Here is a 16,023-nt window from a genome sequence, read left to right as displayed (position 1 = left end):
ACAGCCTATACAGGCTGTTTTTGTTTTACATTAATTTAATATAATAATCTATTATTTAATTAAAAACTACAAGTTCTGTTTCTTCTATAGCTTTATTTACTAATTCATCTATATTTAATACTGACTCTGATTGTCTTATCAAATCAACTCTTGGTTTTGTTTTAGGATGTTTTGGAACAAATATAGTACAACAATCTTCATAAGGTAATATTGAAGTTTCATATGTTCCAATTTCTCTAGCTATATCCATTATATCTGTTTTATCCATAGCTATTAAAGGTCTAAATACTGGTCTGTCGGCGCAATCATTACTTACCATTAATCCTTCCATAGTTTGGCTTGCAACTTGACCTATACTTTCTCCTGATGCTACTGATTGAATTCCATATTTTTCTGAAAGTGAGCAAGCAACTCTCATCATAAATCTTCTCATTATTATAGTTAATTCATCTTCTCTACATCCGTTTATTATTGCCATTTGTATTTCTGTAAATGGTACTATATGCAAGTTTACTCTTTCTGTATATGTTGAAAGTATCTTTGCTAAATCTTTAACCTTATCTTTAGCTCTTTCTGATGTATAAGGATGACTATGATAATAAACACAATGTAGCTCAACACCTCTCCTAGCCATTAGATATCCTGCAACTGGTGAGTCTATACCTCCTGACAACATAAGCATAGTACTACCATTTATTCCATATGGTAAACCTCCAGCCCCTTTAATTTTATCTTTAGTTGTATATATGTATGCATTTTCTCTAATTTCTATATTTACTAAACACTCTGGATTTTTAACCTTAACTTCTAATCCATTCATATGATAAACTACATATGCCCCAACTTCTTTAGAGGTTTCTAATGAGTTTTTAGGAAATAATTTATTTGCTCGATTTGTCTCGATTTTAAAGTTTTTTGGATTTGCTTCTTTAACCTTTCTTAGTGCTTCTTCCTTAATTGCTTCCATATCCCTTGGAACTTCTGTTACTATGCAAACTTCTGAAACACCAAAAACTTTTCTTACTCTTTCTGCAGCTTCTTCTATATCATCAGCTTTAATAAAGTATCTTCCCTGATCTGATATTAAGCTATATTCTATTCCCTTTAGTTTTTTCTTTATATTATCTCTAAGCTTTTTTTCAAATTTATTTCTATTTAAACCCTTTAAAAAAATTTCTGATGCATATTTAACTAATATCAATTTATTCATTTTTTGACTCTCCTTAAAAATGTTAATGAGCTTTTTAGAACTTCTATAACTTTATCAACTTCTTCTTTAGTATTAAACTTTGAAAATGAAAATCTGATAGCACTTTCTATTTCTTTATTGCTTAATCCTAAAGCTTTTATTACATAACTTCCTGCTACTACACTACTTTTTGATGTACAAGCAGAACCAGTAGCTACAAAAATATCTCTATCCTCTAATAAATGAAGTAACACTTCAGCTCTTACTCCAATAAAAGAAACATTTAATATATATGGTGTAAAATCACATCTTAGTGGACTATTTATTCTTATATTATCTATTTCTTCTAGTCTTTTTATCATATATTCTTTTAAACTATTTACGTAATTATAGCTTTCATTTTTCTGATTTGATGTTATTTCTGCTGCCTTATGTAAACCTACTATAGCTGGAACATTTTGAGTTCCACCTCTAACTCCCCCTTCTTGACTTCCACCACTTATAAGAGAATTTAAAACTATTCCTTTTTTAATATAACAAAATCCAATTCCCTTTGGTCCATGAATCTTATGAGAAGCTACAGATAACATGTCTATATTCATTTTTTTAACATCTATATCTAGTTTTCCATAAGATTGAACTGCGTCAACATGAAATCTTGCTCTAGAGCTTTTCTCTTTTATTATTTTTCCTATTGCTTCTATATCCTGTATAGATCCAATTTCATTATTTACATGCATTATAGAAATTAATACAGTATCTTTAGATATAGCCTCACCTAACTCCTCTATATCTATTTTCCCATCTTTATCTACTTCTAAATATGTAACCTTAACACCATTTTTTTCAAGTTCCTTATAGGCCATTAAAACTGAATGATGCTCAAAAATTGTAGTAATAACATGATGCCCTGTTTTAACTAAACCTTTAATTATTAAGTTGTTTGCTTCACTTCCACCTGAAGTAAAGTATATTTCTTCCTTAGATGCATTTATGCTTTTACCTAAAAATTCTCTTGCTTCTGTAAGTCTTTTTTCAGACTTTATTCCTATCTTATGGAGAGAAGATGGATTACCGAAGTATTCCTCCATTGCATTTGAAACTTCATCTATAACTTCTTTGTAAGGTTTTGTTGTTGAACTATTATCAAAATAAATATCCAAGCATTATCCCTCCTTTATTATCATATTACTCTATTTTAGCATTTCCTAAACTTAAAATTTCTAACTATCATAAAAATACCTATATAAAATATATTCTTAAATCATAATAGTAAGATTAATTCAGTATAAATTAAAATCCCTCTATCTTTTTACCATATTTAAACTTACTATATCAAATTTCTAAAAATAAATAAAGGTTTAATTTATTAATATGATTTTGCTCATGATCTAGTAAAAAAGATTATCTCTTTAAATATATAGTTATATCTAGAGATAATCTTCTATTTTACTTATTATCACTCTTCATCTTTCTATACTCTATAATAAGTATAATTGTTGTTATTAAAATCACTGTAAATATTGACCAAAGTATTTCTAACAAAGGCTAATCTCTCCTAAAATATTTATATAATATATTTTATAAATATTATTAAGAAATATTACCAAACTATAATCTTATAAAAATAAAAGAAAGAATAATTTAAAATTATTCTTCCTTTTTAAAAGATTAAAACCTCTAAAGAAACTTAAATCATAATTAAATTATTCCATGGCTACAAACTCTACCTTTTCTACATCTTTTAAAGTAGCTAAATATTCAAGTAAAGTTTTTAGATCCCCACTAAGTGATGATATATCAATTGTTAAGCTTAAATTAGCTCTTTTATTCATAGGTATTCCTTGGTTTATTGTTATTATGCTACCGCCTTCTTCAGAAATATAATTTAATATTCCTGAAAGCACCCCCTTGTTGTCTTTTATCATCATATTAATAGTTACCTTTTTTCCTTGCTCAGTTTCTACAAGTGCAAAAACTGAGTCCTTATATTTATAATAAACACTTCTACTAATATTTACAGTTTTAGCTGCTTCAGTAATATCCTTAACCTTACCTTCTTCTAATAGCCTTTTTGCATCTACTACTTTTTCATAGACCTCTGGCAAAACTCTTTTATCTACAACTAGAAAATTTCCCTTCATAGTACCACCTTCAAATAGAATAACCTTCAATTATTTATAAGAAACTTTTTTATTTTGTAACTTATTATGTTTATTATAAACTAAATTATATTATTTGATAAGTGAACTTTTTTAAATATATATTTATTATTTTTTTGATTTTATAAATAAATACACACTATTTATTAAGAAGATTATTCCTGAGTAGAATAGCACAATTCCCCATTGCTCAATCTTTAATGGTACAGTATTAAATACATCTGCTAAAAATGGAATATATAATATTGAACATACCATTAGCATTGAGACAGCTACAGCTCCAACTAAATAAGGATTACTAAATACCTTAATTTCAAAAATTGAATGTCTTTCTGATCTACATTCAAAAACATGCAGTAATTGTGACATAACAAGAGTTATTAAAGCTAATGTCCTACATGTAGCTAAATCCATTCCATACAATCTTCCTGTCATAAATGAAAGTAAAGTACAAATTCCAATTAAACATCCTCTTACTACAATCTTTGACCATAATCCTCTTGCAAAAATACCTTCACCTTTTTCTCTTGGTTGTTGCATCATTATATCTCTATCTGGAGGATCTACTCCAAGAGCAATTGCTGGTAAACCATCTGTCGCTAAGTTAACAAATAGTATTTGTATTGGAGTAAGCGGATTAGGTAAGTAAAATAATGATGCTAAAAACATTGTTAATACTTCACCCAAATTACAAGACAATAAATATCTTATAAACTTTCTTATATTATCATATATTACTCTTCCCTCTTCTACAGCTGATACTATAGTTGCAAAATTATCATCCATTAATACCATCGATGCCGCCTCTTTTGTTACATCTGTTCCTGATATTCCCATAGCAATTCCTATATCAGCTTCTTTTATTGCAGGAGCATCATTTACACCATCTCCAGTCATTGCAACTATATTATTTTGCTTTTTAAAGGCTTTTACAATTCTAAGCTTATGATGTGGAGATACTCTCGCAAAAACTCTTACATTTTTTACTTTTTTCATAAGATCTTCATCACTAGTTTTCTCAATTTCTTCACCAGTCATTGCTTGATCATCTGTATTACATATATTTATAGATTTAGCAATTGCTAAAGCTGTATTTTTATGGTCTCCTGTTATCATTACAGGTTGTATTCCCGCAAGTTTACACTTTAACACAGCATCTCTTACTTCTACTCTTGGTGGGTCGATACTTCCTGCAACACCTAAAAATATTAAATCTTTTTCTAAACCTTCACTCTTTACTAAATTATTTTCCTTATATGCTGCAGCTATGCATCTTAAGGCTCTATTTGACATTGATTCAATATATGATGCTACTTGCCTCTTCTTTTGAGCAGTTAATGGTTTTATAGTTCCATTTTCTAATATGTGAGTACATCTTTCTATAACTCTTTCTGGAGCTCCCTTCATATAACAAACTTCCTTTGTTCCTTCCCTAACTATAACACTCATCATTTTTCTAGAAGAATCAAATGGAATTTCATAAACTCTTTGTGCATTAGACACAAATGCTTTAAGTAAGTTTGTATCTTTAAAAAATGCTTTTATTAATGCAGTTTCAGTAGGATCTCCATATAAAGCTTTTTCTATGTTTTTAATATTAAAATCATAATTACAGTCATTACAGTAAACTAATGCTTTCATTATATTTGAATGATTGCTTAGTTCCTCTTTATCAACATCGTATATCTTTCCGTTCATATATATTTCTTTAACTGTCATTTTATTCTGAGTTAATGTTCCTGTTTTATCTGAGCATATAACAGATGTACACCCTAAGGTTTCTACTGCTGGAAGCTTTCTCACTAATGCATTTTTCTTTAACATTCTAGATACACCCAATGCTAAAGCAACAGTTACTATAGCAGCTAAACCTTCTGGTATTGCTGCGACAGCTAATGAGACTCCAAGTAAAAACATTTCTGTTATTTCATTACCTCTAAGTATTCCAAGAACAGTTACTACAGCACATATAACTAAGCATAGTGCCACCAGTATTTTTCCTAGTGAATCTAATCTTTCTCTTAACGGAGATTTTTCTTCTTCGATATTATCTAAAAGATTTGCTATTTTCCCCATTTCTGTATTCATTCCAATACCATCAACAAGAAAAACACCTCTACCCTTTAAAACTGTAGTTCCCATAAATCCTTGGTTTTTCCCTTTTTTAGAATCTTTAGATACTCCTACTGATTCTCCAGTTAAAAGTGACTCATCTATCATTACACCTGAAGCTTCAATAAATGTACCGTCTGCTGGAATTCTGTCTCCAGCTTCTAAAATTACTAAATCACCCAATGTAACTTCTATTGAGTTTAATACCTTTAAAACTCCATCTCTAATTACTTTACATGTTGGGGCTGCAAGTTCCTTTAATGCCTCTAATGACTTTTCTGTTCTATATTCCTGTACAAAGCCCATTATTGCATTTACAATTACTATTATAAGTATTGTTATCGCATCTGCTTTATCTCCCATTAAACCAGATATTATAGTTGCAGCTATTAATACCCAAACAATAAAATCATTAAATTGAGATAAAAAAATTATGATAGGTGATGTTTTTTTCTTGTGGGATAATTCATTTAACCCATAAGTGCTCTTCCTTTTCTCTGCTTCCTTTGTAGATAGACCCCTTGATATTTCTCTTTCCTGTATCACTGGTTGTCCTCCTTAAAATAGTTTCTATATATTATATTTAGTAAATTAAAAGATATGATTTTTTTTACTATTTCATATTTAATATATTTTTATTAATATTTATTCTACAAATTTTTCATTACTTACTTAATAATATAGTTTAATATACAAATTTCTACATATACTTTAATTAGATAGCTTTACAAATCGGTAATATAAATATAGAATATGTATATATAATTATTAACTAAGGAGGGTCATAATTTGAAAGACGTAATTTATGTAACTGGACATAAGAATCCAGATTCTGATTCAATATGTGCAGCTTTTTCATATGCTGAATTTAAAAATAAGACAGGCAATATGCCTGCAATACCAGTAAGACTTGGAAATGTAAGTCAAGAAACTCAATATATTCTTGATTATTTTGGAGTTGAGGCTCCTAGACTGTTAAAAACTGTAAAATTAAAAATTGAAGATTTAGAATTTGATAAGATAACTCCTGTTTCACCAGAGATATCTTTAAAAACAGCTTGGAATATAATGAAGGATAGAAATATAAAAACACTTCCAGTAGCTGATGAAAATGAACATTTACTTGGAGTTTTAGCTATTTCTAACTTAACTTCTTGCTATATGGATATATGGGATAATAGAATTTTAGCAAAAAGTAGCACTTCTCTTGAAAATATAATAGATACTTTATCAGCAAAGGAAATTTATGTTGATACTGCAAGAAAAAATTTCCCTGGTAAAATAGTTGTTACAGCTATGCAACCTGATAGCATGAAAGACCATATAGAAGAAGGAGATATTGCTATAGTTGGAGATAGAGAAGAGGTTCAAAATGCCTTACTTGATCTTAAGATATCACTTATGATAATTACAGGGTCTCATGCACCAAGTACTGCTATAATTGAAAAAGCTAGAGAAGCTAACATAAGTATTATTACAACTCCACATGATTCATTCACTGCATCAAGACTTATAATTCAAAGTATTCCTGTTGGATACGTAATGATTAAAGATAATTTAGTTACTTTCTCAACTGACGAATTAGTTGAAGATGTAAAGAAAGTTATGATAGATACTAGATATAGAAGCTATCCTGTTATTGGAGTAAATGGTAAAGTTCTTGGTGCAGTATCAAGATATCATTTAATCTCTAATTATAAAAAGAAAATTATTCAAGTTGATCATAATGAAAGAAGTCAATCTGTTGATGGACTTGAAGAAGCTGAAATTCTAGAAATTATAGATCACCACAGAGTAGCTGATATCCAAACTAGCGGTCCATTATATTTTAGAAGTGAACCTATTGGAAGTACTTCTACTATAGTTGGTAAATGTTTCTTTGAAAATGGAATAAGACCTTCAAGACAAGCTGCTGGACTTTTATGTGGTGCAATAATTTCAGATACTCTTTTATTTAGAAGTCCAACTTGCACTGCTCAAGATAAAAATATTTGCTTAAAGCTAGCAGAGATAGCTGGAATAAATGTAGAAGAATTCGCTAAAGAAATGTTTAAAGCTGGAACTTCATTAAAAGGAAAGACAGTAGAGCAAATCTTTAATCAAGACTTCAAACCATTTACAATTGAGGATACAAGAGTTGGTGTAGCTCAAGTAAATACAATGGATATTGAAGGATTTATGCCACTTAAAGATGAAATGCTAGCTTATATGAACACTAAGGCAAAAGAAGCTAAATTAGATATGGTACTGTTACTACTTACAGACATACTTAACGAAGGCTCACAAATACTAGTTGCTGGAGATAAACCAGAAATAGTTGAAAAAGCATTTAAAGTTACACTAAAAGATAGTACTGCTTTCTTAGATGGAGTACTTTCAAGAAAGAAACAAGTAGTTCCACCAATAACATCAGCTGTAACATCAAAGTAATTTTAAATTTCACTTGAGATTGTTATGTAGTTTCTAAAATAAAAAAGTTCACCTATGTAAGTTTTGCTTATTCCGTCGCTTCGCTCCAAGTCATCGCAAAATTACATAGGTGAACTTCAAAACTAAAGGAAGGAAATTATAAAAAGTTATTCACATAGTAAGCTTTTTATAATTTCCAAAGAATAAAAAGGCTGAGAAAATCTCAGCCTTTTTCATTTTATAGTAAAAATTAAGAGCTAAATATTCTAAACTTAACTCTTAATTCTTCACTATTAATTATCTATTATTAGTTTTGTTTTATTTTGATCTCATATTATTAAGCATTCCCCACATTTCATCTGCAGTTCTAACACCTCTTGAACTTAATTCAAATGCTCTTTGTGTTACTATCATATCTGCAAATTCAGTGGCTACGTCAACATTTGAACCCTCTAATGCACCTTGATATATGTCAAAATCTGCAGTTCTTTGAACCTGAACTCCTGGTGATGGAGTAAAAAGGTTATCTCCTATTGATAAAAATGCCCTATCTCCTACTGCCGTATATACTGGAATTTCTGCAACTTGTACAAAATTACCTTTATCCTTTATGTAAACTTGTCCCTTTTTATCTACAAGAAAATTGTTTTTATTAAAAACAACATTATTCTCTGAATAACCATTTAGATAATTAAGATTTAGTTTATTACCCCTATTATCTACTAGTCTTCCTCTAGCGTCTATTGCCAAAGCTCCATCTCTTGTATATGCTTCTTCTCCATTTGGTGAAATTATTTTAAAATATCCATTTCCATCTATAGATAAATCCGTACTTATTGAAGTTTGTTGAAGCATTCCTTGAGAGTTATCTCTAAACCACTCTGAAGTTCTTGTACCTGTTCCTATAACAGAAGTCTTGTCATTAAGTGGAACACCATTTCTATCTAAAGATTCTGTTAATAAATCTTTAAACCCAACTTCCATTTTCTTATACCCCATAGTAGTTGAGTTAGCTAAATTATTAGATATAGCATCTAATTTATCCTGATTTGCATTCATTCCTGATTTACTAGTCCATAAGGTTCTTAGCATAAGTTTTCCTCCTACTATCTAACTACTCCGATTTCATTTGCAGCTTTACCTAAAGTTTCATCAATTGTTTGAACAACTTTTTGATTAGTTTCAAAACTTCTCATAGTAGTTATCATATTTACCATTTCATTTGAAATATTTATATTTGATCCTTCTAATGCTCCTTGTGTTACCCAAACCTGTGCATTGTATATAGGGTTCTCTCCCTTATAATAGTTATCCCCTACTTTTTTTAGTTGTCCATAATCTTCAAAATCAGCTGTCGCTAATGTATGTGTTGCTCTATTTCCTATATATAAGTTATTATTTTTATCTAAAACAAATTTATCTCCACCTATAAATATTGGCTCTAGTGCGCCTGTATTTTTATTTGATCCAAGAACTCTATCTCCATTGGTATTTATAAGGTATCCATCATTTCCAACTTTAAAATTTCCATCCCTTGTATATAAAACTTCATTTCCATTATCAGTTTGTCTTTGTATAGCAAAAAAGCCTCTTCCCTCTATTGCAAAATCTGTTGGTTTATCTGTACTTTTAATAACCCCTTGAGTAAAGGCTGTATCTACACTATCTATTTTAGATCCTAAACTTAAAGTTCCAATTCTTTGAGTTACATTTTTACCATTAACTATTTTGTCCCTATTTTGAATCATCACGTCATCAAAACTCTTTATTGATAAATTATCACCCTTAAATCCAGTTGTATTAGCATTTGTTATATTATTTGTTACATTAGCCTGTCTATTTTCTAAGGATATTAACCCTGATACAGCTGTATATAGACTTCTAATCATTATTCTCATCCCCTTTAAATAGTACTTTACATTCACTGTCATAATGCATTCCAAGGCCTCTAGCCTTTTCTTCTATTTTGCTATTTGAAATTTCTTTATTGTAACTATAACCAAACATAAATATTGAAGTTAATACCATTCCTATCCCTATTCCCATAAGAATTTTTTTATCAGTTAAGAAATCTAATATTATACCTAGTTTTTTAATAAACTTTTTATTAATAATACTTCCCCCTTGCCTATGGATAGTTCTTCACATATTTTATCATCAGTTAACCCATTTTCTAAAAGCTTTTTAACTTTTTCTAGCTTATTATTTTCAAGGTTAACTTTATTCGAAAAATTTATTTCTGATATTACCTCTTCATTTATACTCTTATCTGAACTTTCTTCTGTATAGTTTTCAATATTACTTCTATTATCGTCCATTAATGTACTATTCTTAATATCATTGATAGATATTTTTAATTCCTCTATTTCTTTTTGTAAGTCTAATATTGTTTCTGCTAAATCTTTTCTTATCGAAATTATTTCCAAGTCATAATCTCTATTATTATTTACTTCTTCTCTTTTCAATATTTTTTCAAAAGATTTATCTTCTTTTTTTATAGCTTTAATATTTAAAATTATAAGTATAATTCCTATTAGTATTATTAATATAGGAAGCATTTTATCCTCCCCTTCTATATATGTTTCAATTAAGAATCTTAATACATTTATATTTTTATAAAACTAAATCCTTACTAATTATATTTACATATACTTCTAAAGTTAAAACCTTATATATAATTTACTTTTTGCATTATTCCTCTTAAATTTCTTATTGCTCTACTATGTAATTGACAAACTCTAGATTCCGATACCTCTAGGATTTGTCCTATTTCTTTTAGGGTTAATTTTTCATAATAATATAAGTTTAAAATAAGCTTATCTTTCTCCTTTAATTTTTCTATTGCTTCTGATAGTATTTCTATCTTTTCTTTATATTCCAATGATTCTTCTGGAGAAATAGTATTTTTATCTTCTAAAGTTTCCATAATTGTAACATCATCATCATCGGAATAAATTATAGATTCCAATGACATTACTGACATATAATTTATATAATTTTCTACTTGAGCAACTTCTTGAACTGATATATTTAATTCTTTTGCAATCTCTTGTAAGCTCGGCTCTCTCATATACCTATTTTGCAACTTCTCTACAGATTCATTATATTTAGCAAGCTTATCCATAGCACCTTTTGATATAGGTCTATTTTTTCTAATTTCATCAATCATTGCACCTTTTATTCTTAATGTTGCATAGGATGAAAACTTCATTCCCTTGCTTGAATCATATCTACTAATTGCATCTAAAAGCCCAACAATTCCATAACTCACTAAATCTTCGTATTCTAAATACTTAGTTTTGCCAAGCATAACTCTAGAAGCCAAATATTTAACTAATGGTATATACTTTTCGACTACTTGCTCTTTATGAATTATAGGGCTTTGACATTCCATACTAATAACCTCCTCTAAATAAGTTCCCTTTGCTTTCTCATTATTGTAAATACAGTTCTTATTATTTTTTCTCTAGTTGTATTATCTATATCATAAAATTTTATACCACATATATACCTTTTATCATCTGTCTTATCAGCTCTTACTACCTTGCCTCTTACAGTTATTTTTTGATTTTCATAAATTAAGTTTGCAACTATAATATCTTCAGCCTTTATTTCTTCCTTTATTTTAATTCTCATACCTCCACCACTTAAGTCTAGTAATAGAGCATGTTCATATTTTTCTTCCCCTTTAATTTCTTCTTTTAAATCTTCTTCTCTTATATAGTTAATTACTTGTACAACATTAACCCTTACATAATCTCTTCTTTGAATTCTTGTTATATCATAAGGTTTACTTAATCTATAAAAAGAAATATTTTTTTCTGTAGTTCTTCCTATAACTTTACTTTTATATCCAAAAAGATTACCCTTATTATCATAATAAATTTGTTCTATTACGTCTCCATCTTTTAAGGTTAAATAAACTCCATCTGTTACTGGAATAGTTATTAAGACCTCGTTGTCCGTTATATCTTGAATTGTAGATTTATACATATTCTCTTCCCACAGAACATCAATTCTAAAATTTATACCCAATTCTAACTTTGCCATGACTAACCCCCTAAGAAAAAATATTAAAGAATTTTTTAAATAACCCTTGAGCTCCTATACCTACAGATTGTTTTTTTTCTCCTATAATTTTCTCTGCTATATTTTTAATACATTTAGCTGCATCACAATTAGGATATCCTATTACAAATGGATTTTGCTCCCTTACAGCCATAATCAACTTTCTATCTTCATATATAATACCTAAATGATTGACCTCTAAGGATAAAAATCTATTTACTGCTGTTTTAAATTTTAAAAAAGTTTGATCTCCCTCTTTTTTATCTAAAACTTTATTTACTACTATATTAGCATTATTTTTTATTTTAAAGTGATCCACAGCCTTTAATAAGCTATATCCATCTGTTAATGAAGTCGGTTCTGGAGTTGTTACTAATATCAAATCATCTGAGCATGCAATAAAAGCTAAAACACTTCTACTTATTCCTGCTCCTGTATCTATAAAAATATAATCAAATCCTTCTAACATTTCAATTTTCTTTAGAAATAAGTCCCTTTGACTTTGCTGAAGATCCTCTATATTATTAAGTCCACTTCCTCCTGGTAGAAGCTTTACCCCTTCTGGTCCATCAACTATTATATCTTCTATTGCTAGCTTTCCATTCATTAAATCTAAAACACTGTTTTTAGGATATATACCCATTAATACATCATCATTTCCCATACCTATATCTGCATCAAATATTAAAACTTTTTTCCCTAATTCTACTAATGTGATTGCTAAATTTACTACAAAGTTACTTTTACCAACTCCACCCTTGCCAGATGTTATAGTTATTATTCTTGCTTTTCTTTTAGAACTTTCTAGGAGTTCACCTTTTGCTAGTCTTCTTAAGCTTTCTGCTTGATCTAACATATAGTTTCCTCCCCTAGAATAAGCTTTTGTATTTCATCATTAGAAGGTATTTTTATGTCATCAGGAACATTTTGTCCAGTTGTAATATATGCTATAGGTTTTCTTGATCTTTTTACTATATTATATATACCTCCATAGGAGCTTGTTTCATCTAACTTTGTTATTACTAATTTTTCATAACAAAGCTCACTATAACCATTTAAGATTGTTATTATATCTCTATTTTTTGTAGTTCCACTTATAACTAACATTATGTGATCTGCATTAACTTTTTGAGTAAAAGCCCTAAGCTCAGATATTTGCATCGTATTTTTACTACTTCTACCTGTTGTATCTATTAAAACTACATCGCAATCTTCTAGCTCTTTAACTGCATTTTCCATCTCTTTTAATGTTATAACTACCTTAAATGGAATATTCATAATTTCAGCATAAGTTTTTAGTTGTTCTACAGCTCCTATTCTATAGGTATCTATAGTTATTAATCCAACCTTCTTCTTTTCTATTAAAGCTAATCTTCCAGCAAGCTTTGCTATAGTTGTTGTTTTTCCTACTCCCGTTGGCCCAACTAAAACTACCTTACCATTTAAATTTTCATGGCAAATGTTAATTTCCTTATCTAATAACATAGTAAAATATTTTTTAAACTCTTCTATATTATTATAATCTTTACTTAATAATTCTTTTATCAAATCATCATCAATATCTATATTTTTTAGATATTCTTCTATTTCATTTTCTTCTTCTTCCTTATTAGTATTTCTAATAACTTTATTTAATAATTCTTTTATTTCTTTAACTTCATTTTGCATATTCTTATCATTATTGTTTAAATAATTATTCTTATCAACAATGATAGTTTCTTCTTTATTTATTTTTTTATCTTTTTCACCAATTATTTTTTTTATACTATCTAAGGATTCTTTAAAATCTATTTCAGTTTCTTTTTCTTGAGTAAAATTATTCCTTTTGCCTATTTTATTATTTTCTAAAGCTGCTGTGACTTCAATTAGTTTTGGTTTAAAGTATCCTTTAACACCTGGTTCTTTTACTTTTCTTTGACTTATTATAATTGCATCCTTACCTAGTTCATATCTTATTCTAGTTAAAGCTTCATTCATATTTTTAACTAAGTACTTTTTTATTACCATTATAATGATACAACTCCTTCAGTTCTTATTTCTACATCATTTGGAATTTCATTTAATGATATAACCATTATATGTGGAAATACCATTTCTATAAGCTTCCTAAATACTGGTCTTATATTTGGTGAAACCAGTATAACTGGTTGATTATTATAGAAATAAACCCTATCCATAGTATCCCTTATACAGTCAAGTATTCTTGTAGTTGTATCTGGATCTACTGCTGGGAATGAACCTTGCATTGACTTTTGTGTATTAGCTGCTATTATCTCTTCTATTTGTGGAGATAAAGTAACTACAGTTATACTTCTATCTTCATCTATTATCTGATTGCAAATAGTTCTAGCTAAAGAAAATCTAACATATTCAGTTAATAGTTCTAAATCCTTTGTAAGTCTTGAATTATCAGCTAAGGATTCCATTATTGTAACCATATCCTTTATTGGAACTTTCTCTCTTAATAAATTTTGTAATACCTTTTGAAGTTCACCTATAGTCATAAGATCTGGTATAAGTTCATCTACAACAGTACTATATTTTTCTTTTGTATTATCAACAATTAATTGAACCTCTTGTCTTCCAAGTAATTCGTAAGAATGTGCCTTTATTGTTTCAGTTAAATGTGTAACCATAACAGTTGTTGGATCCACCACTGTTAGACCTTTTATTTCAGCCTCTTCTCTTTGATCTTTATTTATCCAAACTGCTGGTAAATTAAAAGTTGGCTCAATAGTTCTTATACCTGCAATTTGTGAATTATCTCCTGATGGATCCATACAAAGAAGCATATTTGCCATAAGCTCAGAAGAAGCAATTACAGTTCCTCTAATTTTAATAACATATTCATTAGTCTTTAACTGAAGATTATCTCTAATTCTTATAGGTTGAACAACTACTCCCATTTCTATTGCGCATTGTCTTCTAACAGATGCAATTCTTTGAAGTAAATCTCCACCTGTTGATTCATCTGCTAATGGAATTAATCCATAACCAATCTCAACTTCCATAGGTTCTACAGAAATTAAAGACATTACATTCTCAGGCTCTTTTCTTTCCATTTCAGTATATTCTTCTTCAACCTTAGCTAATTCTGCTTCCTCATTTCTTTGCTCTTCTTTAAATAAAAGATATGAGGCTACACCACTAGCTACTGATGCTAATAAAAATGGAAGCATTGGCATTCCTGGAATTAAGGCCAAGAAAAACATTACAGCTGAAACTATTCCTAAAGCAACTGGGAAAGTTGTAAGCTGATTAGTAAATGTTTTACCAAAATTATCAGATGATCCTGATCTGGTTACTAGTATACCTGATGCTGTAGAAATTAATAATGCTGGCACTTGGCTAACTAGTCCATCACCTATAGTTAATCTCGTATAAAGTTCCCCTGCTTGGGCTAAAGACATATTTTTTTGCATTACTCCTATTACAATACCTGCAATTATATTAATTATAGTTATTATTATTCCTGCTATTGCATCCCCCTTTACAAACTTAGATGCCCCATCCATTGCTCCATAAAAGTCTGCTTCTGATTGTAAATCCTGTCTTCTTTTTCTAGCTGTTGTTTCATCTATAACACCTGCATTTAAATCTGCATCAATACTCATTTGCTTACCCGGCATAGCATCTAGTGTAAATCTTGCTGACACTTCTGAAACTCTACCAGCACCATTAGTAATTACTACAAATTGTACAATTACTATAATTAAAAATATTATAATTCCAACTACATAATTTCCACCTATAACAAACTCTCCGAAAGCTTGTATTATACTTCCCGCATCTCCTTCTGTTAAGATAAGTCTTGTTGATGAAATATTAAGACCTAATCTAAAAAGAGTTGTAACAAGTAGTAATGTTGGGAATACAGATAATTGTAATACATTAGTAGTAAACATTGTAATCATTATAATTACAGCTGACAGCGTAATATTAAATGCTAGCAAAATATCTAATAACAACGGTGGAAGAGGTATTATCATCATAAGTACAATACCTAATACACCAAAGGCCACCAATACATCTGTGTTTTTCTTTAAATTTATTTTATTATCTAAAAGCAACCTCATCCCATCC

The 16,023-nt window shown here is 29.0% G+C and carries 14 protein-coding genes; 1 reads left to right on the top strand and 13 read right to left on the bottom strand.

Going from position 1 to position 16,023, the window contains the following annotated elements; translation table 11 throughout:
* Positions 1-55: 55 nt before the first annotated feature.
* From thiI to ACH36K_RS07765, 4 genes are all read right to left on the bottom strand, one after another.
* Positions 56-1,210 carry a tRNA uracil 4-sulfurtransferase ThiI gene (thiI, locus tag ACH36K_RS07780; protein WP_411170368.1) on the bottom strand — a complete coding sequence of 385 codons (1,155 nt, stop codon included), beginning with the start codon at positions 1,208-1,210 and terminating at the stop codon, positions 56-58.
* Positions 1,207-2,352 (bottom strand): cysteine desulfurase family protein, encoded by a 1,146-nt coding sequence (locus ACH36K_RS07775; RefSeq protein ID WP_411170367.1) that lies wholly within the window; start codon positions 2,350-2,352, stop codon positions 1,207-1,209. The genes thiI and ACH36K_RS07775 overlap by 4 nt, the downstream gene beginning before the upstream one ends.
* 543 nt (positions 2,353-2,895) lie before the next feature.
* Positions 2,896-3,333 carry an ACT domain-containing protein gene (locus ACH36K_RS07770; RefSeq protein ID WP_411170366.1) on the bottom strand — a complete coding sequence of 146 codons (438 nt, stop codon included), beginning with the start codon at positions 3,331-3,333 and terminating at the stop codon, positions 2,896-2,898.
* Positions 3,334-3,459: 126 nt separating this feature from the next.
* The gene (locus tag ACH36K_RS07765) at positions 3,460-6,009 is read right to left on the bottom strand and encodes a calcium-translocating P-type ATPase, SERCA-type (protein WP_411170365.1); all 2,550 of its coding nucleotides are present in this window, start codon (positions 6,007-6,009) and stop codon (positions 3,460-3,462) included.
* A 243-nt stretch (positions 6,010-6,252) separates the two neighbouring features.
* Here ACH36K_RS07765 and ACH36K_RS07760 point away from each other — a divergent pair, with 243 nt between their 5' ends.
* A complete protein-coding gene (locus ACH36K_RS07760) occupies positions 6,253-7,893 on the top strand; it encodes a putative manganese-dependent inorganic diphosphatase (RefSeq protein ID WP_411170364.1) in 1,641 nt (546 codons plus the stop codon).
* Between the two features lie 297 nt (positions 7,894-8,190).
* On the opposite strand, the gene ACH36K_RS07755 is transcribed toward ACH36K_RS07760, so the two are convergent.
* From ACH36K_RS07755 to flhA, 9 genes are all read right to left on the bottom strand, one after another.
* Positions 8,191-8,964 carry a flagellar hook-basal body complex protein gene (locus ACH36K_RS07755; RefSeq protein WP_411170363.1) on the bottom strand — a complete coding sequence of 258 codons (774 nt, stop codon included), beginning with the start codon at positions 8,962-8,964 and terminating at the stop codon, positions 8,191-8,193.
* Between the two features lie 14 nt (positions 8,965-8,978).
* A complete protein-coding gene (locus ACH36K_RS07750) occupies positions 8,979-9,761 on the bottom strand; it encodes a flagellar hook-basal body complex protein (protein ID WP_411170362.1) in 783 nt (260 codons plus the stop codon).
* The gene (locus ACH36K_RS07745) at positions 9,754-9,918 is read right to left on the bottom strand and encodes a hypothetical protein (RefSeq protein WP_411170361.1); all 165 of its coding nucleotides are present in this window, start codon (positions 9,916-9,918) and stop codon (positions 9,754-9,756) included. The genes ACH36K_RS07750 and ACH36K_RS07745 overlap by 8 nt, the downstream gene beginning before the upstream one ends.
* Before the next feature lie 38 nt (positions 9,919-9,956).
* Entirely contained in the window at positions 9,957-10,430 is a 474-nt protein-coding gene (locus tag ACH36K_RS07740; protein WP_411170360.1) for a hypothetical protein, read from the bottom strand.
* A gap of 110 nt (positions 10,431-10,540) precedes the next feature.
* Entirely contained in the window at positions 10,541-11,266 is a 726-nt protein-coding gene (locus ACH36K_RS07735) for a FliA/WhiG family RNA polymerase sigma factor (RefSeq protein ID WP_411170359.1), read from the bottom strand.
* A gap of 14 nt (positions 11,267-11,280) precedes the next feature.
* Positions 11,281-11,922, bottom strand: coding sequence for a flagellar brake protein (locus ACH36K_RS07730; RefSeq protein ID WP_411170358.1), 642 nt, complete (start codon positions 11,920-11,922; stop codon positions 11,281-11,283).
* Positions 11,923-11,932: 10 nt separating this feature from the next.
* On the bottom strand, positions 11,933-12,796 hold the full coding sequence (locus ACH36K_RS07725) for a MinD/ParA family protein (RefSeq protein WP_411170357.1): 864 nt from the start codon (positions 12,794-12,796) through the stop codon (positions 11,933-11,935).
* Positions 12,790-13,947, bottom strand: coding sequence for a flagellar biosynthesis protein FlhF (gene flhF, locus ACH36K_RS07720; RefSeq protein WP_411170356.1), 1,158 nt, complete (start codon positions 13,945-13,947; stop codon positions 12,790-12,792). Before flhF ends, ACH36K_RS07725 begins: the two co-directional genes overlap by 7 nt.
* The gene (gene flhA / locus ACH36K_RS07715) at positions 13,947-16,016 is read right to left on the bottom strand and encodes a flagellar biosynthesis protein FlhA (protein WP_411170355.1); all 2,070 of its coding nucleotides are present in this window, start codon (positions 16,014-16,016) and stop codon (positions 13,947-13,949) included. Before flhA ends, flhF begins: the two co-directional genes overlap by 1 nt.
* Between the last annotated feature and the right edge of the window lie 7 nt (positions 16,017-16,023).

Origin of the sequence: Clostridium sp. MB05 (assembly GCF_046581255.1) — a bacterium.
Taxonomy (GTDB): Bacteria; Bacillota; Clostridia; order Clostridiales; family Clostridiaceae; genus Clostridium.
Note: the sequence above shows the minus strand (reverse complement) of the source record. Positions and strands in the feature narration are given on the sequence as shown.